Below are 24474 nucleotides of genomic sequence, written 5' to 3'. Positions count from 1 at the left end.
CTCAGGCGGCGCGAGCCGTGAAGCGGTCGCCCGACCGCTCGACCACAAGTGGCAGCCCGAAGGTCTTGGAGAGGTTGTCACCGGTCAGCGTCTCGGCGAGCAGGCCCTGGGCGACCACCCCGCCCTCGCGCAGCAGCATCGCGTGGGTGAACCCGGGCGGGATCTCCTCGACGTGGTGGGTGACCAGCACCATCGCCGGGGCGTCCGGGTCGTACGCGAGCTCGGCCAGTCGGGCGACCAGGTCTTCCCGACCACCGAGGTCGAGCCCGGCGGCGGGCTCGTCGAGCAGCAGCAGCTCCGGGTCGGTCATCAGGGCACGGGCGATCTGCACCCGCTTGCGCTCACCCTCGGAGAGGGTGCCGTAGCGGCGTTCGGCGAGGCCGCCGACGCCGAGTTGGCTCAGCAGTGCCCGCGCCCGCGCCTCGTCGCCGCGGTCGTAGTTCTCCCGCCAGCGGCCGACCACCGACCAGGCGGCGGTCACCACCACGTCGCTGACCCGCTCGTCGGCGGGCAGCCGCTCGGCGATCGCGGCGGTGGTGAGCCCGATCCGGGTACGCAGCTCGTTGACGTCGGTGCGGCCGATCCGCTCGCCGAGCACGTGCGCGACGCCCGTGGTGGGGTGCAGCCGACCGGCGGCGAGGTTGAGCAGTGTGGTTTTGCCGGCACCGTTGGAGCCGAGCACGACCCACCGCTCGTCCAGTTCGACGCGCCAGGTCAGGTCCTGGAGGAGGGCGGTGCCAGAGCGGCGTACGCCGACGCCGTCGAGGCTGACCACCAGATCCGGGTCCACAAAAGCGGCGGCAGGCGCGGCGCCGGCAGCGCCGGGGATCAGGTCACCAGTCACCACACCATCCAACCACGCAGCGCCCGGTGCCCCCCACGGGCGGCACCCCGGCCATAGGGTGAAGCGCCGTGTCATTGATCACCAAGCCCGAAGGACGGCCCATGCCCCGCCGACGTACGGAGCCGCGCGGATGAGCGCGGTCATCGAGATCGAGGGTCTGCGCAAGACCTTCCGCAGCCTGCGCAGCGGCCGACGGGTGGCGGTGGACGGGTTCGACCTGCTGGTCGAGGCGGGCCAGGTCCACGGCTTCCTGGGCCCCAACGGCTCGGGCAAGACCACCACCCTGCGGGCCCTGCTCGGGCTGGTACGCGCCGACAGCGGCCGGATGACGGTGCTCGGCGAACCGTCGCCGGAGCTGCTGCCCCGGGTTGCGGGCCAGGTCGGCGCCATCGTGGAGAGCCCGCAGTTCTTCGGCAACTTCACCGGCTACCGGACGCTGCGGCTGTTGGCCCGCGCCGGTGGTGTGCCGGTCTCGCGGGTGGACGAGGTGCTGGATCTGGTGGGCCTGCACGACCGGGGCGATGAGCGGGTGAAGGGCTACTCGCTGGGCATGAAGCAGCGTCTGGCGGTGGCGTCCGCCCTGTTGAAGGACCCGCGGTTGCTCATCCTGGACGAGCCGGCGAACGGGCTGGACCCGGCGGGCATCCGGGAGATGCGGGACCTGATGCGGTCGCTGGCGGCCAACGGGGTGACAGTGCTGGTGTCCAGTCACATCCTGGGCGAGATCCAGCTGATCTGCGACCACGTCACGATCATCTCTCGGGGGCGGCGGGTCGCGACCGGTCGGGTGGACGAGGTGCTGGCGGGCCACGACCGGCACGAGTTCCTGGTCCGGGTGGCCGAGCCGGAGCGGGCCGTCGAACTGCTGCACGCGGCCGAGCTGACGGCGGTCGTGGACGGCGGAGCGTTGGTGGTGAGCGGGGTGAGCGACCCGACGGTGGTCAGCCGGGTGCTCGGTGAGCAGGGTCTGTGGGTGGGCGAGCTGACGCCGCTGCGGCCGGATCTGGAGAGCGTCTTCCTGGAGCTGACCGGCGCGTACGAGCATTCGTCGGTGCCCCGGCAGGTCGGCGACTCGTCGCTGCCGCAGGGCGAAGCTGTGATCGACCTCGATCGGGGAGTGGACGCGTGAACCTGGTGCGTGCCGAGTTGGAGCGACTGTCCGCGCGTCGCTTCGTGCAGCTGATGGTCGTCCTGTTGGTGTTGGCGTTCGCCGTCACGGCGGCGACGACGCTCGCCGGCTCCCACAAGCCGAACGCGGACGAGATGAACTCGGCGCGGGCGCAGGCCGCCGAGGCGCGGCAGGGGATGGAGGTCGCCTTCCAGCAGTGTCTGGCGCGACAGAACGGCACACTTCCGCAGAGCGAGATGGGCCAGTACTTCCCGGAGGAGTGCTCGTCGATCGATCCGATCCGACAGGATCGGTTGCCGATCCCCGCCGACTACCTGCCGGGTGTGTTCAGCTTCGCTGGTCAGGCGCTGCCGCTGCTCTACTTCCTCATCGCGTTCCTCGTGCTGTTCGGGTTTCTGGTCGGCGCCTCCTACATCGGCGCGGACCTGAACTCCGGCGGTGTGGTGAACCTGCTGCTCTGGCGACCGCGCCGGTTGACGGTGCTCGCGGCGAAGTTGGGCACGCTGCTCGCTACGGTGCTGGTGCTGGCCCTGCTGGCCTCGGTGGCCTACCTCGCCACGTTCTGGGTGATCGGGCAGACCGCCGGGTTGCCGGGCCAGTTGGATGGTGACTTCTGGCGTTCGCTCGGTGCGGTGCACGGCCGTGGGCTGGTGCTGGTGCTGCTGGCTTCTGCCCTGGGGTTCGCGATCGCCACGCTGGGTCGGCACACCTCGGCGGCGCTGGGGGCGGCCGCCGCGTACGCGGTGCTGTGGGAGTTGGGCGGCCGGCTGGTGCTGGAGATCGTCGACGCCCGGCGGCCCGATCAGTTGATGCTCTCCAGTCACATCGCAGCGTGGCTCAGCGGCAGGACGCGGTTCTACGACCCTCAGGTCTGTGCGGGCAGCACGGGCACCGGCTACTGCGAGAGCTTCTACAGCCTGAACTGGCCGACCGCCCTGGTGGTGCTGCTCGTGCTCACTGGCGGGCTGACCGCGGCGGCATTTGCCGTGTTTCGTCGCCGCGACCTGATCTGAGGCTTTCACCGGGCTGCCCGTCCTCTGCTGGGCGGCCCGGTGGGCCGGGCCCGACCAGCAGGCGGCAAGAGCTTGCACCGTGCGGACGCGCGGTGAAATATTCCTTCACATGACCGCCGCAGCGGGCTCAGCCGACGGTGGAGCCGAACACCTCGTCGCGTACGGCGTCCAGGGCGGTGCGCAGCGCGCCCTGGAGGATCGGCTCCTCGGTCAGCCCGGTCGGTACCACTCGCGGCTGGACCAGGGTGATCGCGGCGACCTCCTGCTGCACCCGGTCGGCGAGCGCCGCGCCACCGGCCTGGCCGACCTCGCCGGCGAGCACGACCAGCGGTGGGTCCAGCACCACGCAGGTGCTGGCCACGCCGAGCGCGAGCCGACGGGCCAGTTCGTCGAGCATCGGGCCCCCGTCGGCGCCGGCCGCGACGGCCGCGCGGACCGCCTCGGCGGCGTCGGCGTCCGGGTAGCCGTGCTCGCGGGCCACGGCGCGCACCGAGTCCGCACCGATCAGCTGCTGGAAGGCCGGCTTGGCACGACGGGAGACGTCGCGCGGGATGGGCGCGCCGGGCACCGGCAGGTAGCCGATCTCGCCCGCGGCGCCGCTGCTGCCGTGGTGCAACCGCCCGCCCAGCATGATCGCCAGGCCGACGCCGGCGCCCACCCAGACCAGCACGAAGTCCGACAGCCCCTGCGCTGCACCGGACTGCGCCTCGGCCACCGCGGCCAGGTTGACGTCGTTCTCGAAGACCACCGGCGTGTGCAGGTCGTCCCGCAACGCGGCGAGCAGACCGCTGTGCCAGCGCGGCAGGTTGAAGGCGAAGGTGATGTCGCCGGTGCCGGGGTCGACCAGGCCCGGCGTGCCCAGCACGATCCGTCGTACGCTGCTCAGCTGCGCCTGGGCGCTGCTCGCCGCCTGCACGACGGCGTTGTGCACCACGCCCACCGGGTCGTCGGTGTCCCGGGTCGACTGCTCCACCCGGCCGATGACCGCACCGGTGATGTCGGCGCAGGCGGCCACCACCCGGTCGGGCCCGACGTCCACGCCGACCACGTGCGCGCTGCTCGGGCGGACGGCGTAGAGCTGGGCGTTCGGCCCTCGCCCGCCGGCCTGCTCGCCGACCCGCGCGACCAGGCCGCGCTCCTCCAGCCGCTCGACCAGTTGCGAGGCGGTGACCTTCGACAGGCCGGTGAGCTCGCCGAGTCGAGCTCGGGTCAGCGGGCCGCGTTCGAGGAGCAGCTCCAGCGCGGCACGGTCGTTGAGCGCCCGCAACAGACGGGGGGTGCCGGGCAGCCGGGTCGCACTCATGACACGTCCTCTAGTTTTAGTAAACTTTGCTAACTGTAAACCGACCTGCGAACGGGTAGCCGTAGCGTAACGGCCACCCGACGGTGGGACGCTCCGCCGAGTCGGCAGGGCCAGGACCACCACCGGTACGACGTTTCGTACTCGCGGGGCACCGAAGGGGGAAGATCACGTGGGGTTGGATCCAGGACTGCGCCGGCTGGCGCTGGGCACGCTGCTGGCCGCGTACCCGGGACCGGTCCCGCCGGACTGGGCCGTCGACCTGCTGGCCGACGGGCTGGCCGGGCACACCCTGTTCGGCACCAACGTGCACGACCCCGCGCAGGTGGCGGCGAGCACCGCCGCGCTGCGCGCCGGTCGGCCGGACGCGCTGATCGCCATCGACGAGGAGGGTGGCGACGTGACCCGGCTCGCACACGCCACCGGCAGCCCGTACCCCGGCAACGCCGCCCTGGGTGCGATCGGCGACGTGGCCCTCACCCGACGGGTCTACCAGTCGATCGGCGCCGACCTGGCCGCGCTCGGCATCACCGTCAACCTCGCCCCCACTGTCGACGTCAACACCGCCGACGACAACCCGGTGATCGGCACCCGGTCCTTCGGCGCGGATCCGGTGCGGGTGGCCGCCCACTCGGCCGCCGCCGTGGCCGGGTTGCAGGCCGCCGGCGTGGCCGCCTGCGCCAAGCACTTCCCCGGGCACGGCGCCACCGTCACCGACTCCCACCACGAACTGCCCACCGTGGACGCTCCGCTGAGCCTGCTCCGCCAGCGGGACCTACCGCCGTTCGCGGCCATCGTCGCCGCCGGGGCGCGGGCCGTGATGACCGCGCACATCCGCGTGCCGGCGCTCACCGGCGCCGACCCGGCCACCTTCAGCCGAGCCGTCCTGGTCGACCTGCTGCGCACCGAGTACGGCTTCACCGGCACCGTCATCACCGACGCGCTGGAGATGAAGGGTGCCGCGGTGGCCGCCGGCGGCGTCGGGCCGGCTGCGGTCCGGGCCCTGAGCGCGGGTGCCGACCTGCTCTGCATCGGCGCGAAGGTCGACGCCGAACTGGTCGAGCGGGTGGCCACCGAGATCGTCGACGCGCTCGCCGACGGCCGGCTGGCGAGGGCGCGGGTCGAGGAGGCAGCCGGCCGCGCCGCCGATCTCGCTGCCTGGACCCGGGCCGCCAGCGGGCCGCCGGCCATCGGTGACCCCGAGCTGGGGTACGCGGCAGCGCGCCGAGCGGTCCGGGTGGACGGCCTGCTCACCGGCCTGGGCCAGCCACTGGTGGTGCAACTGCACACCGAGTCGACGATCGCCGAGGGTCGGGTGCCGTGGGGCCTCGGTCCGCACCTGAACGGGGTGCCCGAGATCCGGGTGATCGCCGCCGAGACCGACCCGGCCACGCTGCGCGGATTGGCGGGCGACCGTCCCATCGTCCTGGTCGGACGACACCTGCACCGGCTGCCCGGCGGCCCGGAGCTGATCGCCGACCTGGCGGCCCAGCACCCGGTGACAGTGGTGGAGATGGGCTGGCCGGCACAGTGGCGGCCCGCGGGCGTCCGCGCCTTCGTCACCACCTACGGCGCGAGCCACGCCAACGGTCGCGCGGCCGCCGAGGTGCTCGGCCTGGCCGGCTGAGCCACGGCGCCATCCGGCCGGGCCACAGGCGCGGCCGGATGGCACGTTCCAGCGCCGACCCAGAGTGTCCACAGTCACTGGTCGCCACTTCTTGAACATGTTCAATATCGACCCTAGTCTGATGACGTCGGTAGTTGAACACGTTCAAGAAGGGCGTCCACATGGACATCAAGGTCTGGATGTACGTGATCTACCTCGCGGTCAGCGTCGGCCTGACCATCTGGGTGGCTCGAGCGCTGTCCCGCAACGGGCAGGTCTTCCTGGAGGAGGTGTTCGCCGAGGAACGACTCGCCCGAGCGGTCAACAGCCTCCTGGTGGTCGGCTTCTATCTGCTCAACCTCGGTTACGTCACGGTGGCGATGAAGCACTCCGACCCGATCGATTCGACCAGCCAGGCCATGGAGGAGCTGTCTCTCAAGATCGGCTTGGTGCTGCTGGTGCTCGGCGCGCTGCACTTCTTCAACGTCTTCGCGCTCGGCCGCTACCGCCGAAACCGACTCCGCCAGCTCGCCACCCACCCCCCGCTCGCCCCGATCGGCCGACTTCCCATGCCGTCCACCCCACCCGGATCGCAGTTGGTCGGCGCGTACCCGGGTGGTCCGCAGCCGACCGGCGCGCACCCGGCCGGACCCCAGCCCGCTGGTCCGCGACCGGCCGGACCACAACCGGGCGTCGACCCGACGAACAACCCGCCGACCCGATGACCGTGCCCCCGACCGACGGCGTCGGTCGGCTCCCGGATCCCACCGCGCACTCCGGCGGTGGGATCCGGGGGTTCACCGTCCTGTTCGACGCGGCCTGCCCGCTCTGCCGGGCCGCCCGCCGCTGGTTGTCGTCGCGCGCCCAGCTCGTACCCCTGGAGTTCGTGCCGGCCGGGTCCGCCGAGGCCCGGCGGCGCTTCCCCGGCCTGGACCACGACGCGACGCTGCGCGACCTCACCGTGATCGCCGACACCGGCGAGGTGTACGCGGGCGACGGCGCCTGGTTCGCCTGCCTCTGGGCGCTGACCGACCATCGGTCCACGGCCGAGCGACTGGCCCGACCGCACCTGCTGCCCCTCGCCCGGCAGACGGTGGCCGCCGCCTCGGCGATCCGGGAGCGGATCCGCGACCCGTGGGCGGAGCCGACCGACGAACCGGCGGGATACGGTGGCCCCGATGACCGAGCAGCCTGCGCAGACGACCACTGCGGGTGACCCTGCCACCGCCCGGGGCGAGCAGACCCGGCAGCTGATCCGGGACACCGCCATGCGGTTGTTCCGCGAACGCGGGTACGCCCAGACCACCATGCGGGCGATCGCGCAGGAGGCCGGCGTGGCGGTCGGCAACGCCTACTACTACTTCGGTTCCAAGGACCACCTGATTCAGGAGTTCTACGCACAGTCCCAGGTCGAGCACCGGGCCGCCGCGCAGCCCGTGCTCGATCGGGAGGAGGCGTTCGGTCCCCGGCTCGCCGGAGTGTTGCACGCGGGGATCGACGTGTTGACGCCCTCACACGGATTCGCGGCGACCTTCTTCAAGACGGCGGCGGAGCCCACCTCCCCGTTGAGCCCCTTCTCCGCGGAGTCCTCCGGCCCTCGGCAGGCAGCCATCGACCTCTTCGGCGAGGTGTTGACCGGCTCGACGGCCAAGGTCGACGCCGAGCTGCGCCCACAGCTGCCCGAGCTGCTCTGGCTCGCGTACATGGGCGTGATCCTCTACTGGGTGCACGACCGATCGCCGGGCCAGACCAAGACCCGCCAGCTCATCGATGGGGCCGTACCGCTGATCGACCGGCTCGTGGTGCTGTCCCGGCTCCGGGTCCTGCGGCCGGTGACCCGACAGGTGCTCGACCTGATTCGCACGCTCCGTCACTGATCCGGCTGGCACCTCCCGGCGGCGAAGAAGCAGGTCAAGTCCACTTTTCGACACTCCGAACCGACAGCTTCAGCCTTGCCTCGAGCCTGTTCGATACGTAGCGTGATCGGCACGTAGCGGCTCGCCCCCGGCGAGGCCGCTACACCGGTACCGGGGCCTGGGGGGAGGTTGCGGACCGTGGATCCGGCCCGGGATCCACGGTCCGCGCCCAATGCCCGCTCAGCGCGGATAGACCCCGTACGCGCGCCAGCCCCGGTCCGGAAACCCGGCCGCTTCGGCGACCCGGGCCGAGGCGTGATTGTCCCGCTCGTGCAGGTAGGTGGGGACCGCCCCCTCGTCGAGCACCCGTCGCGCCGCCTGGGCCACCAGCCGACGGGCGAGGCCGCGCCCCTGGGCGGCCGGCACGGTGCCGACGGCCAACTCGTGCCCGTACGCGTCGTGCCGCTTGATCCCGGCACCGGCCAGATAGGCGCCGTCCGGGTCACGGACCACCAGCACCGGCCGGTCGAAGAGGCGCAGCCACGGCGGCAGCCCGGCGGCGGTCGGCTCGGTCCACTCCCCCACGTCGGGCAGCGGGGCGGGCGACAGGCTCCACCGGAAGGGGCCGTCGTGTACGCAGAATTCGGGCCGGCCAACGGCCTCCGGCAGCGCGGCGAGCAAGCGAGCCGGCTCACGGCGGACCAACGCGCGGATCGCCGCCACACGGTCCGGCGCAACGGAGAGCACGGCGCTCTGCCCGGTGTCCACGGCGAGCGCGGGGCGCAGCCGGCCGTCCCAGGCCGGTTCGGCCCGCCGCTGCGAGGCGACCACGTGCAACCCCGGCCCGGCCGGCCACTGGCCGAGCCAGGTGGCCAGGTGCAGGTGAAGTCGCCGGTCGAGCATGCGCACCTCCCCGTCACCCGACCCGTCGTCGATCACCGTACGCCGGACGGAAGGGCCGGGCGCAGGATCCGTCAGGGCCGAGTGGGAAAGGGGTGCGGGAACCGAGGGCTCGGATCGACCGTCATATGTATTTCCATACCTGGACACCTTTGTTTGGGACGGTGAACGCATGCCGATTCAGCCGAATGACCACTACCAGCAGGACCCCGAGCGACTCTGGCAGGCGGCGGAGGCCGTCGGAGGCAATCCGCCCCAGCCGCGCTACCGGAACCCGCGGACGATCGGCGGCGGCGCCCTGTCGTGGGCCGGGTTGAACAAGCTGTCCGTCGGCAGCTCCAGTCGGCACCGTCTGAACACCCACTGACGCACCACCGGTTGGGTGGCACCGAAGGGCAGCCTCTGACGTTCGAGGCGACACACCGGAGGAGGTCCAGCGGCGGCTTTCGCACACCTGTCGGGTAATTTCTTGTGGTCCGCCATCCCGGCCTACGACAGGAGAAGCTCCGCGCATGGGCAAGAAGACGATCCACGTCTCCGACTTCACCGGCACGGTTCTGCAGCAGGACGACGAGGTGGTCCGCGTCGTCGTGCTGGAGCACCCGGACCTGGTCGCCGGGCCCGTGCAGTTGGACGCCACCCCGGGCGAGGTGGAGAACATCGACGACGCCGCGCTGGACGTGGCGGTGGTGGAGATCCACGATCGGCACGGTGGCGGCGAGCCCCGCCGGGTGGTGTTGACCGCCAGCGAGTTCGACGCGATGGCCACCGACGTGCCGATGGCGCAGCTGTTGAAGACGGCCGAGCGGGTTCGCCCGCCCAAGGCCCGCAAGACCACCGAGAAGATCGACTACGGCACGCTGGAGCACGCCGGCAAGCCACACCGGGGCCGGGTCACCGAGGAGGAGGCCCGCCTGGTGCGCGAGCAGCTCGACGAGGTCAACAAGCGCCTCGCCGACGCGGGCGTACGCCAGATCGACCCGGCCGATCCGGAGCACGCCCTGCGTTACGGCTTCCCCGAGGTGTCCTGACCCCGGGTTCTCACTTCTTTCCGACGGCGGCGGCGAGGGCGGCGGCCAGGTCGGCCTCGACCGTCGCCTTGTCCAGGCCGAGGTTGGTGAGCACCCCGGTGCCGTCCTCCTGCTCCAGCAGGGCGAGCAGGATGTGCTCGGTGCCGATGTAGTTGTGCCCGAGGCGCAGCGCCTCCCGGAAGGTCAACTCCAGCGCCTTCTTGCCGCGCGCGTCGTACGGGATGAGGTCCGGCACCTGCTCGGCGCGTGGTGGGAGGACGGCACCGACCGCCTCCCGTACCGCCTCGGGGGTGGCGCCGCGACCAGCCATCACCCTGGCGGCCAGCCCTTCCGGCTCGGCGAGCAGGCCCAGCACCAGGTGCTCGGGGCCGATCTCGGCGTTGCCGCTGGCGCGGGCCTCCTCCTGCGAGGCCATCACCACGTTGCGGGCGCGAGGGGTGAACCGGCCGAAACCCGCGTTCGGGTCGAGTGCGGCCGCGTCGGTCGCCTTCGGCACGAAGCGCTTCTGGGCGGCCTGCTTGGTGACCCCCATGCTGCGGCCGATGTCGGTCCAGGAGGCCCCCGAGCGGCGGGCCTGGTCGACGAAGTGCCCGATGAGGTGATCGGCCACTTCGCCGAGGTGGTCGGCGGCGATGACCGCGTCGGTGAGTTGGTCGAGCGCGTCGGTGTGCGCCGTCTTGATTGCCTGGATCAGGTCGTCGAGCTTGACGGTGTTGCCCATCTGAAGAGGATCTGTCATGCGTCAACCATAGGTTGACGCATGCCTCTCGTCAACCCCGAGTTGACGATGTGTGCCCGTCAGGCGGCGTACTCCGGCAGGAGTCGAGCGACGGCCGCTGGCGAGGGCATGGCGGCGATCTCCTCGGCGACAGCGCGGGCCGCGTCGCGCTGCCCGACGTTGCCGTGCTGCGGCAGCAGGCGGTTGGCCTGCTCGGCGACGGCGCTCGCGTCCACCTCGCCGGGAAGGAGCCGCAGGGCGACACCGGCGGCGGCGAGCGTGTCGGCGTTGGCGAACTGGTCGGCGCCCTGCGGCAGCAGCAACTGCGGTACGCCAGCCGCGAGCGCGCCGAGGGTGGTGCCGCTACCTCCGTGGTGCACCACCAGGTCGACGAGCGGCAGCAGCTCCGCCTGCGACACCCACGGAAGCACGCCGACGTGGTCGGGGATCTCGCCCAGTTGCTCCAGGGGCACCCGACCCGCGGCGACCACCACCTCGGCGTCCAGCGCCGTCAGACCGGCGATGGCGGTGCGCAGCAGCTCCGGCGTGCCGAACGCGGTGCCGAGGGTCAGATAGATCAACGGTCGGGACGCTCGACGGCTCACCCGTTCGGGCAGCGGGGCCCGTGTGGAGAAGGCCACCGGTCGCAGCTCGATCCGACGTTCGGTGGCGAGGAAGTCCTTGTCCTGCAACGAGGGCGGCCAGATGTCCAGGTGCGGCCGACCGACGACCTCGGCGTTCCTGGTGGGCAGTTCCAGGCCGATGCCCTCGGGAAACATCCGGCCGAACCCGTGCCACAGTCCCGGGATCCCGGCCCGGTGAGCCGCCACGGCCGCCCCCGGCAGCCCCCACTCGTGCACCACCAGGTCGGGCCGCAGCCGCGCCAGCTCCGGTGCGAGATCCTCGGCGTACACCTCGTAGAAGGCGTCGCCGGGCCGGAACGGCCGCAGGCCGTGCGCGGCGAGCGGCGCGTGCACCTCGGGACCGGCGGCGAAGTGGACCTCGTGCCCGGCCTCCCGGGCGGCGATCGCCAGCGGGATCAGCGGATAGGTGTGACCGACGGACGCAAGACTGGCGAACAGCACGCGCATGGCGTCGGACCCTACCTGCCGCACCGTGGGCCCGGGGCGTCCGGCGGCCCGTATACGGTGGGCTCCGGTCGAGCGCGGTCACCGGCGGGAAGGGCGGTCATGCGTCTGCACGTGGGGTGCGCGATGTGGAGTCACCGGTCGTGGCCGGGCCACCGGCTGCCGCCCACCGAGCGCTTGCGGCACTACGCCAGTTGGTGCGACGCCGTGGAGGGCAACACCACGTTCTACGCGACCCCGGCCCGGGACACAGTGGCCGCCTGGGCCGCCCAGACGGGTCCCGAGTTCCGGTTCGTTCTCAAACTTCCCAAGGTCATCACACACGAACGCCGGCTCACCAACGTCGACGAACCGCTGCGCGCCTTCCTGGACGCCATCGAACCGCTCGGCCCGCGCGCCCACGCCCTCTGGATCCAACTGCCCGGCTCGTTCGCGCCCGCCGACGTCCCGGCCCTGGGCCGTTTCCTGGAGCAGCTTCCGCCGTCCCACCGGTACGCCGTGGAGGTCCGCCATCCCGCGTTCTTCACCGACGCCCGCGCGGCCCGACTGCTTGGGGCGACCCTCGCCGCCGCCCGCGCCGAGTGGATCCCCTTCGACACGACCGCCTTCTTCGCGAGCCCGCCGACCAGTGACGCGGAGCGGGACGCCTGGACCAGGAAGCCCCGCGTGCCGCTCCGGTCCCTCGCGCTGACCGACCGGCCGATCGTCCGCTACCTCGGTCGCGACGACCCGACGCGCACGGTCGATGGGTGGCAGCGGTGGGTCGACGTGACAGTCACCTGGCTTCGCGAGGGGCGCTCGCCGACGATGTTCATCCACACCCCGGACAACGCCGACGCGCCGGCGCTCGCCCGCCGGTTCCACGACGAGGTACGAGCACGCGTACCCGGGCTCGACGCGTTGCCCGAACCGATCCCGGTCGAGCCGCTGACGCTGTTCTGACCGGTCCGATCACCCCTGCTGGTCGAGCAGGTCGTCGAGGTGGGCCGCCGTGCTGATCAGCGAAAGGTGACTGAACGCCTGCGGGAAGTTGCCGATCTGCTCACCGGTCGGCGCGATCTCCTCGGAGTAGAGGCCGAGCGGGTTGCTGTAGGTGAGCATCTTCTCGAAGGTCAACCGGGCGTCGTCGATCCGGCCGGCCAGGGCGAGCGCCTGCACGTACCAGAAGGTGCACATGTTGAAGGTGCCCTCGGTGCCGGCGAGACCGTCCGGCGAGGCCGTCGGGTCGTAGCGGTAGACCAGGCTGTCGGAGACCAGGCCGGTGTCCATCGCCCGCAACGTCGACTCCCACATCGGGTCGGTCGGCGAGATGAAGTTCAGCCCCGGCATCGCCAACAGCGACGCGTCCAGGATGTCGGACCCGTAGTGCTGCACGAACGCGCGACGGTCCTGGCTGAACCCACGAGTCATCACCTGCTCGTAGATGGCGTCACGTTCGGCGGACCAGCGGGCGATGTCGCCGGGTCGGCCCCGGCGTCGCGCGATACGGATCGCCCGGTCCAGCGCGACCCAGGACAACACCCGACCGTAGGTGAAGTCCTGCCGGCCGGAACGGGTCTCCCAGATGCCGTCCTCGGGCTGGTCCCAGTGCGCACAGAGCCAGTCCATCAAGCCGGCCGTCTTGCGCCACCCCTCGTACGGCGCGATCAGCCCGTTGCGGTCCGCGAGCTCCAACGAGATGAGCGCCTCGCCGTAGATGTCGAGTTGGAGTTGGCCCGCGGCGCCGTTGCCGATCCGCACCGGGGCGGAGCCGCGGTATCCCTCCAGGTGACCCAGCACCTCCTCGGGGAGGTCCGGTGAGCCGTCGATGCGGTACATGATCTGCAGGGGCAGGTTGCCGTCCCGTGCCTCACGGATGCGCGCGTCCAGCCAGAGCAGATACTTCCTGGCCTCGTCGGTGAAGCCCAGGCGCAGCAGCGCGTGCACGGAGAAGGACGCGTCCCGGATCCAGGTGTAGCGGTAGTCCCAGTTCCGCTGCCCGCCGATCTGCTCGGGCAACCCGGCGGTGGGCGCGGCGACCAAGGCGCCGGTTGGTGCGTACGTCATCAGCTTGAGGGTCATCGCCGACCGCTCGACCATCTCCCGCCAGCGGCCCTTGTAGCGGGAACCGCCCACCCACCGCCGCCAGTAGTCGCGGGTCTCGGCGAGCAGATCGCACGCCTCGTCGGTGGTGAGTGCTCGGGGCGCGTGTGGACAGGCGGTCTCCAGGACCACCCCGCCGATGTCGCCGGCGTGCAGGGTGAACGACGCGGACACGCCGTTGGCGTCGCGGCGGACGTCCCTCGTGCCGAACTGGCGCAGCGAGTTCTTGAAGGCGGCGAGGGTGAGGGTCATCGTCGGGCTCCGGAAGACGTCGCCCTCGGGGTGCACCTCCAGCTCGTACGGATCGCGCCCGTAGTTGAACCGTGGGTGGCAGTGGAAGCGGAACCGCATGCTCCCCCGGACCATCCGCACCAGCCGGATCAACCGGTGCCGTTCGGTGGCCTCCGCACCCGTGACCGGCATGAAGTCCAACAGCTCACCGACACCGTCGGCGCTGTGGAAGCGGGTGATCAGGACCGGCGTACCGGGCAGGTAGAGCTGCTTGCTCGTGTAGTCGACGCCGTCGGGCGAGAGCTGGAAGTGGCCACCGTTGCGGCGGTCCAGCAGCGCGCCGAAGACACTCGGCGAGTCGAAGCGGGGCGCGCAGAACCAGTCGACAGTACCGTCCGTGCTGATCAGTGCCGCGGTCTGCAGATCTCCGATCAGACCGTGGTCCTCGACTGCCGGGTAGCTGTCCACGCCGTCCCCCGCCACTCGTACTGGCAATGGCGGCGACTACCCGGGAACCGACGAAAAATGCGGTCCACGGCTCGACACGGTCGAGACCCATCGCTCATTGCGGAAGCAAACCTTCCGCAATCGTCGATAGCGTCGACACCAACGGCATCGACGAGAGGACACCTGATGAGCCTGCGAGGATTCGCCACCCTGAACATCTGGGCCGACGACGTCGAAGCGGCCACAGCCTGGTACGCGGACTTTCTCGGCGTCGAGGCGTACTTCGTGCGCCCCGGCCCCGACGGACGCCCGGCCTACACCGAGTTCCGCATCGGCGACTATCAGGCCGAGCTGGGCATCATCGACCGCAGGTACGCACCGGCCGGCGCGGCGACCGAGCCCGGCGGCGTGATCATGCACTGGTGCGTCGACGACCTCGACGCGACAGTCGGGCGGCTGCTGGCGATGGGTGCCACGGAGTACCAGCCGATCACCCCGCACGGGGACGAGGGGTTCATCACCGCGGCGGTGGTCGACCCGTTCGGCAACGTGCTGGGGGTCATGAAGAACCCGCACTACCTCGACGTCCTCGCCTCGCTGAAGGCGACCTGACGGGGGCGCGCTCGGGATTTCCGACGGCGGCCGGCTCAGCGACAGCGGCGGAGGCGCCGGGGCGGCTCAGTCCCACTCGTCCCGGTCCACCGTCCGCCGCACCAGCGCTGCCGCTTCGTCGGCGTTCAGCCCGCTGGCCATCAGCAGGTCGTGTGCCGACGTGCGGAAGTCACCCGCGGCGATCATGCCCGAGTAGCCCAGCCGGTGCGTGTGCGGGCGGGTGGGATCCGAGGCGGCGGGCCCCTGCGCCTTTCCGACCAACTCGATGGCGGTCAGGATCTGCTGGCGCGCCTGTTGCGGCTCAGCCCGCGCGCGAATCGCGCAGCGCAGCGTCTGCACGCTGTCGGCCAGCAGGTCGATGGCCCCGGCCAACTCCTCCGGCATCGGTTCGCCGTCCCGCAGGGCCTTGGTGAGCCTCCTCGCGATCGCGCGCAAGCTGTACAGGGTGCGTTCCATATGTCGGACGGCACCCGTGTAGTAGGCCAGGGATGGGCGCTCCCGCCAGCGCAGCGGCGCCAGTCGCACCACCTCCTGTGCGGCGCCGAGCCCCTCGTCCAGCGCGGTCAGCCGGGAGCCGAGGCCGCGTAACGCGCCCAGGCTCCGCTCGGCGCCGTCAAGATCCCGAAGGCGCAGGGCCGCCGCCAGATCGTGCATGGCGGTCATGGCCGGGTCGAGGACGGGTTCGGCCAGACGCCGCACGGTCCGCTGCGGGTGGATGGGCACCACCAGCAGACCGACCGCCAACCCGACCAGTCCGCCGACCGCGGCATCGACGAAGCGGGGAACGGACAGGTCACGCACGGGCGGTTCCAGGGTGGCGATGAGCACCGCGGTGCCACCGGCCTGGGTGAGCAGGGAGCCACCGCCCTTGAGCAGGATGGCGACGATGATCGCCAGTACGACGACCAGGCCGGTCTGCCAGGCACCGATGCCGAACAGTGGCATGAGCGCGTCACCGACGGCGAGCCCGAGAACGACCCCGGCCAGCAGCTCGATGGTACGGCGCAGGCGTGTGCCCATCGAGGCGGCCACGATGCCGACAGCGGTGGTGGGCGCGAGGACCGGGGCGGGATTGTCCAGGAACTGGTACCCCACGAACCAGGCGATCGTCGCCGCGACGCCGGCCTGCACGGCGAGCAGCCCGTAGAGGCGGAACCGCCACGCGCGGGAGAGCAACCCGTGCCGTACCCGCTCGCGCAGGCCGGCCCGCGTTCGATCGACCCGGGACACCCCGTGCGGATGCGGGTCGTTGTCAGCTGCCGGCTCCTGCTTGGCGGGCATCCGCGCCGCTTACCCAACGGAGGCGAAACTATCCGGTGAGCGAGCCGAATCGTGCGGGCGTCCCGTCAGTGGGCGGGATTCGGGGTGTGCGGGAGTTTCCCGAGTTGGCGCCAGTTCGTCTCGGCGACGTCGACGCCGTAGTGCTTGGCGGCGGCGAGGATGTTCTGGAAGGCCAGGTCCCGGTCCTTGTCGGTGACGCCCTGCACCTGGTCGAACCGGGCGATGGCATTGCGGACGTGACTGGCATCGGTCATCGGTTCCTTGCGTTTGCCGGGGAACGCGAAGACGGTCTCCGGCAGCTCGCGCTTGTCCTTGTCCGACAGGCCACCGTGCTTCTCGTGGGGCTTCCAGGTGGATTTCATCGCCCAGCATTACCCACACGCTGTCCGGCAGCACCTCCGAAGCCGACATTTTCCCAACCACCGCCACCGGCAAGATCCATATCATGCCGGTGCCTCGGGTCGAGGCCGAAGCCCTGCACACGCCGTCCATTGTGGAGTGCGAGCATGGCCGGCATGGATATCTATGAGGACTCCCGTACGGTGTCACGCTCCGACCTGGCCGCCTGGCTGCGCCAACTGGCGAACCAGCTGGAGTCTGACGGGCGTCTCTTCTACGGCGCGGCGGGCGCGGTGACGGTCGCGGACACGGTGCGGTGCGAGCTGGAAATCGAGCGAGAGAGCGAGACGGAGGTGTCCGTCGAGATCGAGTTCTCCTGGACCGAGCCCGCGCGCGTCAAGGTGGTGGACGAGGAGGAGCCCTCGAAGGACGACGAGGCCGCCGAGCCGACCGACACCACGCCGCACGCCGGCTCCTAGCGACGTCAAAACCATGAACGGGCGCACCAGGAGCTGCGTCCAGGGACGCCGGACCTGCGACAACTACGGCTGTCACAAGTAGCCGGGGCCAGGCCCGTGTCGGCCTGGCCCCGGGGGTCTGGTCGGGTCAGCTCCGCAGCGTCCACCGCTGGTTCGTGCCGCCGTTGCAGGACCAGAGGATGAGCTTGGTGCCGTTGGCCGTGGCAGCGCCATTGGCATCGAGGCAGAGCCCCGACTGGGCGTTCGTCACGGTGCCGTTGGTGTTGACGTTCCACTGCTGGTTGAGCCCACCGTGGCAGTCCCAGATGATGACCGCGGTGCCGTTGGCAGTGCCCGCCCCGGAGGCGTCCAGGCACTTGTTGCCGTACACGGTCAACTGCTTGCTGGTGGTGTGGGTCCACCGCTGGTTCGTGCCGGTGGAGCAGTCCCAGAGCTGGGTCTGAGTGCCGTTGGTGGTCGAGGAGTTGGGCACTTCGACACAGCGGCCGGACTGGCCACCCACGAGTTGTCCGCTCCCCGTACCGCTGCCACCACCCTGCTGCTGCCGGACGATCGAGGTCGACTCGGCCGACCGGTTGCCCTGTGCGTCGACGACGTACAGCCGGTACTCGCCCTGCGTGGCCGGCACGGTGATGGACGTGGCGGTGCCGGCGGCCCTGGTCATCGTCGCCCCGGCGGTGAAGGTGGTCGTGCCGTACGGAGCCAACCAGACCGACCTGGTGGCGTCGCCGATGCTCCGGATCGGGATCGACGCGGTGGCACTGGTGACGAAGGTGCTGGCCGGCAACACATAGTTCGGCGCGGAGAAATTGCTCGCCGGAATGATGTCCCGGTACGCGTCCTCAAGGCCGGAATTCGCGGCGATGCCGTACGCCGCTGCGGGCCAGACGTAGTCGGATGAGACGAGGATGTCGGCGACCGTGCTGTTCGGCAGATTCTTGTTCGAGACCTTGTTGATCGGGCCGTAGATCTGCGTGATGCTCAGATCGTGCTTCCGCCCGAAATCGTCCGAGTTGATCATCCAGGTGACGTTCTTGTCGATACTCAGGACGTTGTCGCGGAACGTGATGAACGCCGAGCCCTCATCCGGGTGCAGTCCGTACTTGTGGCCTGACGGAACGCCTTGGAGGTAGTTGTTGGTGATGGTGGTCCCGGGCTGGCTCCCGAGCGTGTAGATGGGAGCCGTGTCGCTGAGGCGTTGCACCGTGTCGATGATGTGGTTGTAGCTGATGGTGTTGTTTCTCGCCGTGGTGGTCGGTCGGTTCGGCACGATCGAGCCCGACGATCCGTCGAAGTTCCACCAGCCCCAACCGAGCGTGATGCCCGACCACGGGGTCTTCTCGATCCGGTTGCGCTGGATGGTGAGGGTGTCGGCGAAGTACGCGGAGATGGGGCTGTGCCCGTTGAACAGGACAGCGCTGTCGTAGAGGTAGTTGTTCTTGATGTCGATGTTCTTCGGTAGCCCCTCGACCGACGCGGAGTACTTCTCGCGGTTGGTCGACGTGCCGTCGCCGATGTAGACGTGCTGGGGATGACCGACGGTGATGGCAGATCCGGCGATGTCGTTGGTGTGGTTTCCGATCAACTGGGTGCTCTGCACATCATTGATCATGTTGATTCCGTCGGCGCCGGTGTGCTGGACGCGGTTGCGTTGCAGGAGGATCCCGTCGGCGTTCTGCATGTGGATGATGCCGGGGGTCACGTCGACGTTGCGGTAGTGGTAGACGTGGAAGTTCCCCTTGGCGTACACGTTCGCGCTGAGATTGCCCTGCTGCGCCTGCTTGAAGGACGATCCGGCGACGTTGACCAGGTTCCAGTCGGAGTGCTGCACCGTGAGGCCGGAGAAGGTGATGTTGCGCGCGTGGCTGCTCGTCGAGGTGCCGGCCACCCGCAACACCGTGGTCACGTTGTTCGGCGCGTAGACCGTCGCGGTCGACATGTTCTCGGCACTGGCCTTGTAGTAGTAGAGCGTCCGGCTGGTCTTGTCGAAGTAGAACTCGCCCGGGGCGTCCAGGAACTCGTAGGCGTTCATCACCTTGTGGGTTCCACCAACCTGGGCGTTGCCGTTGAACGCGCCCTGCGCGATGGCCGCACCCGGTTGCTGGAAGAGGGCCACCCGGTTGGCGCCGTCGGAACTCGTGGTCACCTGGCGGACGCCCACGATGGCCGTGGTCCAGGTCGTTCCGGTCTCGATCTCGATGTCGTCCTGATTGTTGGCGACGGCCGGGAAGTCGTTCAGGCTGTACTTTGCGCCGTCGCACTGCGAGCCTGACTCCCAGGCCCAGGAGGCCTGGTTGGCCGTGATGTTGTACGTCCCGTAACAGCCCGCCGAACTGATCGTCTTCGACGCCATGTACGCGCGCTTGTCATTGACGTAGAGCGCCCGCAGCTTGTTGGCGCGGTCGAGCGGTGCCTTCCAGATGTTGCCGCTGTGCTGGCTCCACCCGGTCACCGGGACGCCGCCGTCAAGGACCGGCTTCTCATTGGGGTAGGCCGTGTAGCTGACCCGGAATCCGTTGGTGCCGGAGTCGCTCGGCCCGAATTCGACAGTGCTGCTCACCGGATAGGTTCCACCACGCAGGTAGACGTTCACGTCGCCGGTCATGTTCGTGTTCACCGTACGAACGACGTCCCGGGCACGTTGCAGAGTCCGGAATGGCGACTGCAGGGTGCCCGGATTGGCGTCGTTACCGTCCGGAGCGACATAGTAGGTCGCCTGGACTGCGGCCGAGGCCGGCAGTTGGTTTGTCAGCACTGCCGGCAGTGTGGCGGCGACAAGCGCCGCCACCGCCAACACTGACATTCGAGCGGTGGATATGGCTGACTTCACGTCCGTTCCTCTCACTGGTCGTCGATGTGATGCCCCAAGTGCGTATCGAGCGACGAGTACGGAACAGCGACGCCACTAAGGGCCGGCGGGGACTTCCGTCGCCCCGACCGCACTCTTTGTTAACCGCCCCGAAATTCTTACTGGGAGCGTAGGTCACACGTCTGACCAATGCAACTGGCAATTGGAGGGCGTCTATGCAGATATGCCCCCGGATCGGGCAGATCAACCATGCCGGCCGCGCACCCCTTGTTACGTCGTCCGACGAATCCGCAGCGACGACACGGGATCGTCGTCCGAGGCCGGACTGCTCGCACGCACCTCGGCGGTCGGCAGCTGAACGGCGGCGTGGGCCTCTGCCCCGCAGCGTGTCGCACTGAACGTCGCGAGCAATCAGGACGCCCCGGGCCACCAGGCAGAGGGCGCCAGACCAGGGGGCGCTGGCACTTCGGCCTTCCTTTGGAGCTGAATCGTCTACGACATCACCAATAGCCGGCCCCCTCGAACCGCCCCCACGACAACGCCCCCCACACGGCCCCTGCGCGCGATCCCTTGCGACACCACCGCCAGGCGGTCCCGCGCGCGCCATCCCCGCGACACCACCGCCAGGCGCTCCCCGCGCGCCATCCCCGCGACACCACCGCCAGGCGCTCCCCCGCGCGCCATCCCCGCGACACCACCGCCGGGCGGTTTGGCCGCACGATTCGTCCGCGCAGTTCGTCGCGACACCGCCGCCACGGATCCCCTCGCCTGATTCGTTTGCGGCATCAGCTCCAAAGGCGCCGCAGTCACCGAACCCCGTGCACGGCGGACACGAGAGGCTCAGCGGCCACCCGGGCCGGACCGACGATCAACCCGCCCCAGGAACCGATCCCGCGAGACCCGAAAGGCTCCGAAAGTTTCGGCGGCCTCACGAGCCGAGGCGGCACCCCAGGGCTGCCCACGTCAGGCACACCGCACCCCCGCCAGCCGGCCCAGGGACCTGCATGTGCGCACCGATCACACATTGACTTACGTTAATGTTCTGCTTACAGTCACCAACGAAATACCGAAAGTTTACCGAAAAGTAGCCTGGAGGTCCGGCCACCTTCCGCAGGTCGCCACGCAGCGACGGCGGCCTGGCGTCGGTTCGCTCCGGGGTGAACCAGGAGGAACCCCAGCGATGTCGCAGCTCGTCCTGTTCGCGATCGACATCTGCGCGGTGGCGCTGCTCGTCTTCGGGCTCTACTTCCCCCGGCACCGCCGGCGCGACCTGGTCGTCGCCTATCTGGGGGTCAACGTCGGCGTCCTCGCAGTGGCGAGCGCGCTGAGCGCCAGTGACGTCGGGGCCGGGCTCGGGCTGGGGCTGGCGCTGTTCGGAGTGCTCTCCATCATCCGACTCCGGTCGACGGAGCTCGACCAGCACGAGGTCGCGTACTACTTCTCCGCTCTCGCACTGGGCATTCTCGGCGCACTCAGCACCACCTCGGTCTGGCTCAGCGGAGGCCTGATGGCACTCATCGTCGCGGTGATGTTCGTCGGCGATCACCGACGGCTGCTCCGCCACTACCGGCACCAGATCATGGTGCTCGACTCCGCCGTCACCGATCACGTCGCTCTCGTCGCCCAGCTTGAGCAACTGCTCAACGCCCGGGTGCACAACGCCATCGTCCAGCGGCTCGACATGGTCAACGAGACCACAGTGGTCGACGTCCGATACTCGGTCGCCCGGCGCAGCGCGGCGGCCGGCACCAGCAGGTCGGTACGGGCCGGAGCGCTCCGATGAGCGCGCCACCGCTGGCGACGCTGGCGCCGATCGCACTCGCCGAGGTGATCGACCGGGCGGCGCTGCAGTGCAGGGTGGACCGCAAGTACGTCATCGCGGTGGACGAGTTGCCGCATCTGCTGGACCAGCTCACCCCGTACGCCCGGGTGCTGGACATCGACGGTGAGCGCAGCTTCCGGTACGAGTCCGTGTACTTCGACACGCCCTGCCTGGCCAGCTACCACTGCGCCGCGTACCGGCGGCGCAGGCGCTTCAAGGTGCGGACCCGGACCTACCTCGACTCCGCCCAGTGCTGGCTGGAAGTGAAGGTCAGCGGCGCACGCGGACGGGTCACCAAACACCGACTGCCGTATCTCGCCGAGGACCGCCGCACCGTCCGGTCCGGGCGCGGGTTCGTCGACGATGTGCTCGACCGGGAGTTGATCCTGTCCAATCTCAACGGCAGCCCGCTCGAGCCGGTGCTGGTCACCAGCTACCGTCGCTCCACGCTGCTGCTGCCCGCGACCGCGAGCCGGGTCACCATCGACACCGGGCTCACCTGGCAGGACGGTGACAAAACCCTGCGACTGCCCGGCATCGCCGTGGTCGAGACCAAGACCAGCTCGGCCCCTTCGCTGGTCGACCGTGCGCTGTGGCAGCGCGGGACCCGGCCCGTACGCATCTCGAAGTACGCCACCGGTCTCGCGGCTCTCCGCCTGGACCTTCCCGATGTGCCGTGGCGTCGGACGCTACGCCGCCATTTCCGCGCCGACCCGTCCTCGGCGCTCCTGGAGTTGCCCGTTCCCACCCGATCAGAACAGGAGGCATCGTGCGCATGACCACCCGCAACACCGGTCTCCCGGTGGCGGCCCTTCGTGCCGCCGGGATCGCCGCCACCGCCGTGTTCGTCGCAGGCCTCCTCGTGGTGTCTTCGCCACCGGCCGGCGCCGAACCCGTCGCCGCTGCCCGAGCCGCTCAACCGGTCACCGAACTTCCCGCCGGCATCCCGGCCGCCGACGCCGCGGCCACAGCGGCCGCGGCGGACGACCTGGTCGGCGACATCACCTTCTCGGTGCCCAGCGGCACCTTCCAGGGGGAGGTGGCGGTGACGCTGAGCAGCACGGTCAGCGGTGCGCAGATCCGCTACACCACCAACGGGCAGCCGCCCACCGCCCAGTCGTCGCTCTATTCCGGCTCGGCACTGCGCTTCACCCGCACCACCCAGTTGCGGGCACAGGCGTTCGTCGGCCAGACCCCGACGGGTGCGCCCGGCACCGCCATGTACGCCGCCCAGAACGTCACCACCGCCCACGACCTGCCAGTGGTACTGATCGACTCGTACGGTGCCGGCCGGCCAGACCGTGAATACTTCGACGCCACCACCATGATCTTCGAACCGACGGGCGGCGGCACCACATCATTGGCGGCCGCCCCGACGCTCAGCACCCGAGCCGGATTCCGGCTGCGCGGCAACTCGTCGGCGACGTTCGAGAAGACCCCGTTCCGCGTCGAGTTCTGGGACAACGAGAACGACGACGCCGACTATCCGGTGCTGGGCATGCCCGCCGACTCCGACTGGGTGTTGCGCGGCCCATTCCCCGACAAGGCGCTGATCCGTGAGGCGCTCGTCTACGACCTCGGGCGAGAGATGGGGCTGCCCGCCCCGCGCTACGCGTTCGCCGAGTTCTACCTCAACACGGACGCCGCACCGGTGGGTGCCAGCGACTACATGGGCGTCTACATGTTCATGGAGACGATCAAGAACTCCAAGGACCGCCTCGACCTCAAGCAGTTGGACTCCGACGACGTGACCCTGCCGAAGATCCAGGGCGGGTACATCTGGAAATTCGAGTGGATGGCGGCCGAGGAGCCGACGTTGCCGTGCACCGGGCCGGCGGCCACCTGCTGGAACTACCTCGAGGTCGCCGACCCGTCGCCCCTGCAACCGCAGCAACGGGACTGGCTGCGCGGTCACCTCCAGGAGTTCAACGACGTGCTGCACTCGTCGAACTTCGCCGACCCGACCACCGGATACCGCAAGTACATCGACGTCGACTCCTTCATCGACCTCATGATCGTCAACGAGCTGAGCCGGGAGATGGACGCCTACGTCCGCAGCTCGCACTTCTACAAGGACCGGGACAGCAAGATCTTCGCCGGTCCGCTGTGGGACTTCGACCTCAGCTTCGGCGTCGGTGGATTCTTCGCCAACGACCAGGTGTCGGGCTGGCAGCACCAGCAGACCCGGCAGCCGTCGGCCAACGACTGGTTCGCCCAGTTGCTGCGCGACCCCGCGTTCGTCAACCAGGCCCGATCGCGCTGGCAGACGCTGCGACGGGGCCTGCTCTCCGACGCCGCGCTCCAGACCCGGATCAATGCTCTCGCGACCCCGCTGACCAACGCGGCCCAGCGCAACTTCCAACGCTGGCCCAACCTGACGGCACCGACGGTCAGCTTCTTCCGCACCCCGACCTCGCCCACCTGGCAGGGGCAGGTCCAGGTCATGCGGGACTGGATGCTGCGACGCGCCGCCTGGCTGGACTCCACCGCCGGCTGGGGTGGTTCCGTCACCACCCCGCCCACCACGCCACCGCCCACCACCCCGCCGCCCACCACGCCACCGCCCACCACGCCACCGCCGGCGGCCGGCTGCACCGCGACGTACGCGGTGACCAGCCAGTGGACCGGCGGCTTCCAGGGCGAGGTACGGGTCACGGCGGGAACCTCGGCGATCAGCAACTGGACCGTCACGTGGACCTTCGCCGGTGGCCAGAGCGTCGCCCAGGCCTGGAACGCGACAGTCACGAGCCAGGGGTCGGCGGTCACCGCCCGCAACGTCGCCTACAACGGGGCACTGGGCGCCGGCGCGAGCACCGCGTTCGGGTTCCTCGGCTCGTCGAGCGGCACGCCCAGTACGCCGGCGCTGACCTGCACGGCGAGCTGACCA

23 protein-coding genes are annotated in these 24474 nt (G+C 70.1%); 14 read left to right on the top strand and 9 right to left on the bottom strand.

Annotated elements, in window-relative coordinates; genetic code table 11:
• Position 1: 1 nt before the first annotated feature.
• On the bottom strand, positions 2–919 hold the full coding sequence (locus ABTW72_RS26450) for an ABC transporter ATP-binding protein (RefSeq protein WP_350862915.1): 918 nt from the start codon (positions 917–919) through the stop codon (positions 2–4).
• Between the two features lie 55 nt (positions 920–974).
• On the opposite strand from ABTW72_RS26450, the gene ABTW72_RS26445 reads away from it, so the two are divergent.
• Positions 975–1973 (top strand): ABC transporter ATP-binding protein, encoded by a 999-nt coding sequence (locus ABTW72_RS26445; protein WP_350862912.1) that lies wholly within the window; start codon positions 975–977, stop codon positions 1971–1973.
• Positions 1970–2986, top strand: coding sequence for an ABC transporter permease subunit (locus ABTW72_RS26440; protein WP_350862909.1), 1017 nt, complete (start codon positions 1970–1972; stop codon positions 2984–2986). Before ABTW72_RS26445 ends, ABTW72_RS26440 begins: the two co-directional genes overlap by 4 nt.
• A gap of 127 nt (positions 2987–3113) precedes the next feature.
• Here ABTW72_RS26440 and ABTW72_RS26435 read toward each other — a convergent pair whose 3' ends face one another.
• Complete coding sequence (locus tag ABTW72_RS26435; RefSeq protein WP_238678372.1) at positions 3114–4289, bottom strand: ROK family transcriptional regulator; 1176 nt, start codon at positions 4287–4289, stop codon at positions 3114–3116.
• A 169-nt stretch (positions 4290–4458) separates the two neighbouring features.
• Here ABTW72_RS26435 and ABTW72_RS26430 point away from each other — a divergent pair, with 169 nt between their 5' ends.
• The 4 genes from ABTW72_RS26430 (at position 4459) to ABTW72_RS26415 (ending at position 7769) form a co-directional block, all read left to right on the top strand.
• Positions 4459–5913, top strand: coding sequence for a glycoside hydrolase family 3 N-terminal domain-containing protein (locus ABTW72_RS26430; protein ID WP_350862905.1), 1455 nt, complete (start codon positions 4459–4461; stop codon positions 5911–5913).
• Between the two features lie 134 nt (positions 5914–6047).
• The gene (locus ABTW72_RS26425; RefSeq protein WP_350862902.1) at positions 6048–6617 is read left to right on the top strand and encodes a hypothetical protein; all 570 of its coding nucleotides are present in this window, start codon (positions 6048–6050) and stop codon (positions 6615–6617) included.
• On the top strand, positions 6614–7108 hold the full coding sequence (locus tag ABTW72_RS26420; RefSeq protein ID WP_350862899.1) for a thiol-disulfide oxidoreductase DCC family protein: 495 nt from the start codon (positions 6614–6616) through the stop codon (positions 7106–7108). The genes ABTW72_RS26425 and ABTW72_RS26420 overlap by 4 nt, the downstream gene beginning before the upstream one ends.
• Positions 7071–7769, top strand: a complete 699-nt coding sequence (locus tag ABTW72_RS26415; RefSeq protein ID WP_350862896.1) for a TetR family transcriptional regulator — start codon at positions 7071–7073, stop codon at positions 7767–7769. Before ABTW72_RS26420 ends, ABTW72_RS26415 begins: the two co-directional genes overlap by 38 nt.
• A gap of 219 nt (positions 7770–7988) precedes the next feature.
• Here ABTW72_RS26415 and ABTW72_RS26410 read toward each other — a convergent pair whose 3' ends face one another.
• Positions 7989–8651 (bottom strand): GNAT family N-acetyltransferase, encoded by a 663-nt coding sequence (locus ABTW72_RS26410; protein ID WP_350862893.1) that lies wholly within the window; start codon positions 8649–8651, stop codon positions 7989–7991.
• 169 nt (positions 8652–8820) lie between these two features.
• Here ABTW72_RS26410 and ABTW72_RS26405 point away from each other — a divergent pair, with 169 nt between their 5' ends.
• Complete coding sequence (locus ABTW72_RS26405) at positions 8821–9015, top strand: DNA repair protein (RefSeq protein WP_350862890.1); 195 nt, start codon at positions 8821–8823, stop codon at positions 9013–9015.
• A 145-nt stretch (positions 9016–9160) separates the two neighbouring features.
• A complete protein-coding gene (locus tag ABTW72_RS26400) occupies positions 9161–9679 on the top strand; it encodes a hypothetical protein (protein WP_091393365.1) in 519 nt (172 codons plus the stop codon).
• A 10-nt stretch (positions 9680–9689) separates the two neighbouring features.
• Here ABTW72_RS26400 and ABTW72_RS26395 read toward each other — a convergent pair whose 3' ends face one another.
• Both ABTW72_RS26395 and ABTW72_RS26390 read right to left on the bottom strand, forming a co-directional pair.
• Complete coding sequence (locus ABTW72_RS26395; protein WP_350862886.1) at positions 9690–10418, bottom strand: Clp protease N-terminal domain-containing protein; 729 nt, start codon at positions 10416–10418, stop codon at positions 9690–9692.
• Between the two features lie 59 nt (positions 10419–10477).
• The gene (locus ABTW72_RS26390; RefSeq protein ID WP_350862883.1) at positions 10478–11488 is read right to left on the bottom strand and encodes a glycosyltransferase; all 1011 of its coding nucleotides are present in this window, start codon (positions 11486–11488) and stop codon (positions 10478–10480) included.
• Between the two features lie 99 nt (positions 11489–11587).
• Here ABTW72_RS26390 and ABTW72_RS26385 point away from each other — a divergent pair, with 99 nt between their 5' ends.
• A complete protein-coding gene (locus ABTW72_RS26385; protein ID WP_502892248.1) occupies positions 11588–12427 on the top strand; it encodes a DUF72 domain-containing protein in 840 nt (279 codons plus the stop codon).
• 9 nt (positions 12428–12436) lie between these two features.
• On the opposite strand, the gene ABTW72_RS26380 is transcribed toward ABTW72_RS26385, so the two are convergent.
• Positions 12437–14266, bottom strand: coding sequence for a glycoside hydrolase family 15 protein (locus ABTW72_RS26380; protein ID WP_350862880.1), 1830 nt, complete (start codon positions 14264–14266; stop codon positions 12437–12439).
• A 165-nt stretch (positions 14267–14431) separates the two neighbouring features.
• On the opposite strand from ABTW72_RS26380, the gene ABTW72_RS26375 reads away from it, so the two are divergent.
• Positions 14432–14857, top strand: a complete 426-nt coding sequence (locus ABTW72_RS26375; protein ID WP_350862877.1) for a VOC family protein — start codon at positions 14432–14434, stop codon at positions 14855–14857.
• A 66-nt stretch (positions 14858–14923) separates the two neighbouring features.
• Here ABTW72_RS26375 and ABTW72_RS26370 read toward each other — a convergent pair whose 3' ends face one another.
• Together ABTW72_RS26370 and ABTW72_RS26365 are read right to left on the bottom strand one after the other, a co-directional pair.
• Positions 14924–16138, bottom strand: a complete 1215-nt coding sequence (locus ABTW72_RS26370; RefSeq protein WP_350862875.1) for an FUSC family protein — start codon at positions 16136–16138, stop codon at positions 14924–14926.
• 65 nt (positions 16139–16203) lie between these two features.
• Positions 16204–16500, bottom strand: a complete 297-nt coding sequence (locus ABTW72_RS26365) for a DUF6582 domain-containing protein (RefSeq protein WP_350862872.1) — start codon at positions 16498–16500, stop codon at positions 16204–16206.
• 153 nt (positions 16501–16653) lie between these two features.
• Here ABTW72_RS26365 and ABTW72_RS26360 point away from each other — a divergent pair, with 153 nt between their 5' ends.
• The gene (locus tag ABTW72_RS26360) at positions 16654–16956 is read left to right on the top strand and encodes an amphi-Trp domain-containing protein (protein WP_350862870.1); all 303 of its coding nucleotides are present in this window, start codon (positions 16654–16656) and stop codon (positions 16954–16956) included.
• 127 nt (positions 16957–17083) lie between these two features.
• Here the strand turns inward: ABTW72_RS26360 and ABTW72_RS26355 are convergent, their stop codons facing one another.
• Positions 17084–19759 carry an RICIN domain-containing protein gene (locus tag ABTW72_RS26355; RefSeq protein WP_350862867.1) on the bottom strand — a complete coding sequence of 892 codons (2676 nt, stop codon included), beginning with the start codon at positions 19757–19759 and terminating at the stop codon, positions 17084–17086.
• A gap of 1186 nt (positions 19760–20945) precedes the next feature.
• Between ABTW72_RS26355 and ABTW72_RS26350 the strand changes: the two genes are divergently transcribed.
• From ABTW72_RS26350 to ABTW72_RS26340, 3 genes are read left to right on the top strand one after another with little or no spacing between them, the layout of a single operon-like run.
• Positions 20946–21548, top strand: a complete 603-nt coding sequence (locus ABTW72_RS26350; RefSeq protein ID WP_350862864.1) for a DUF4956 domain-containing protein — start codon at positions 20946–20948, stop codon at positions 21546–21548.
• The gene (locus tag ABTW72_RS26345; RefSeq protein WP_350862861.1) at positions 21545–22366 is read left to right on the top strand and encodes a polyphosphate polymerase domain-containing protein; all 822 of its coding nucleotides are present in this window, start codon (positions 21545–21547) and stop codon (positions 22364–22366) included. Before ABTW72_RS26350 ends, ABTW72_RS26345 begins: the two co-directional genes overlap by 4 nt.
• On the top strand, positions 22363–24471 hold the full coding sequence (locus tag ABTW72_RS26340) for a CotH kinase family protein (protein WP_502892249.1): 2109 nt from the start codon (positions 22363–22365) through the stop codon (positions 24469–24471). Before ABTW72_RS26345 ends, ABTW72_RS26340 begins: the two co-directional genes overlap by 4 nt.
• The last annotated feature ends 3 nt before the right edge of the window (positions 24472–24474 follow it).

The organism is Micromonospora sp. NPDC127501, from assembly GCF_040302185.1.
Classification (GTDB): Bacteria; Actinomycetota; Actinomycetes; order Mycobacteriales; family Micromonosporaceae; genus Micromonospora.
This window is presented reverse-complemented; position numbering and strand designations above follow the sequence as displayed.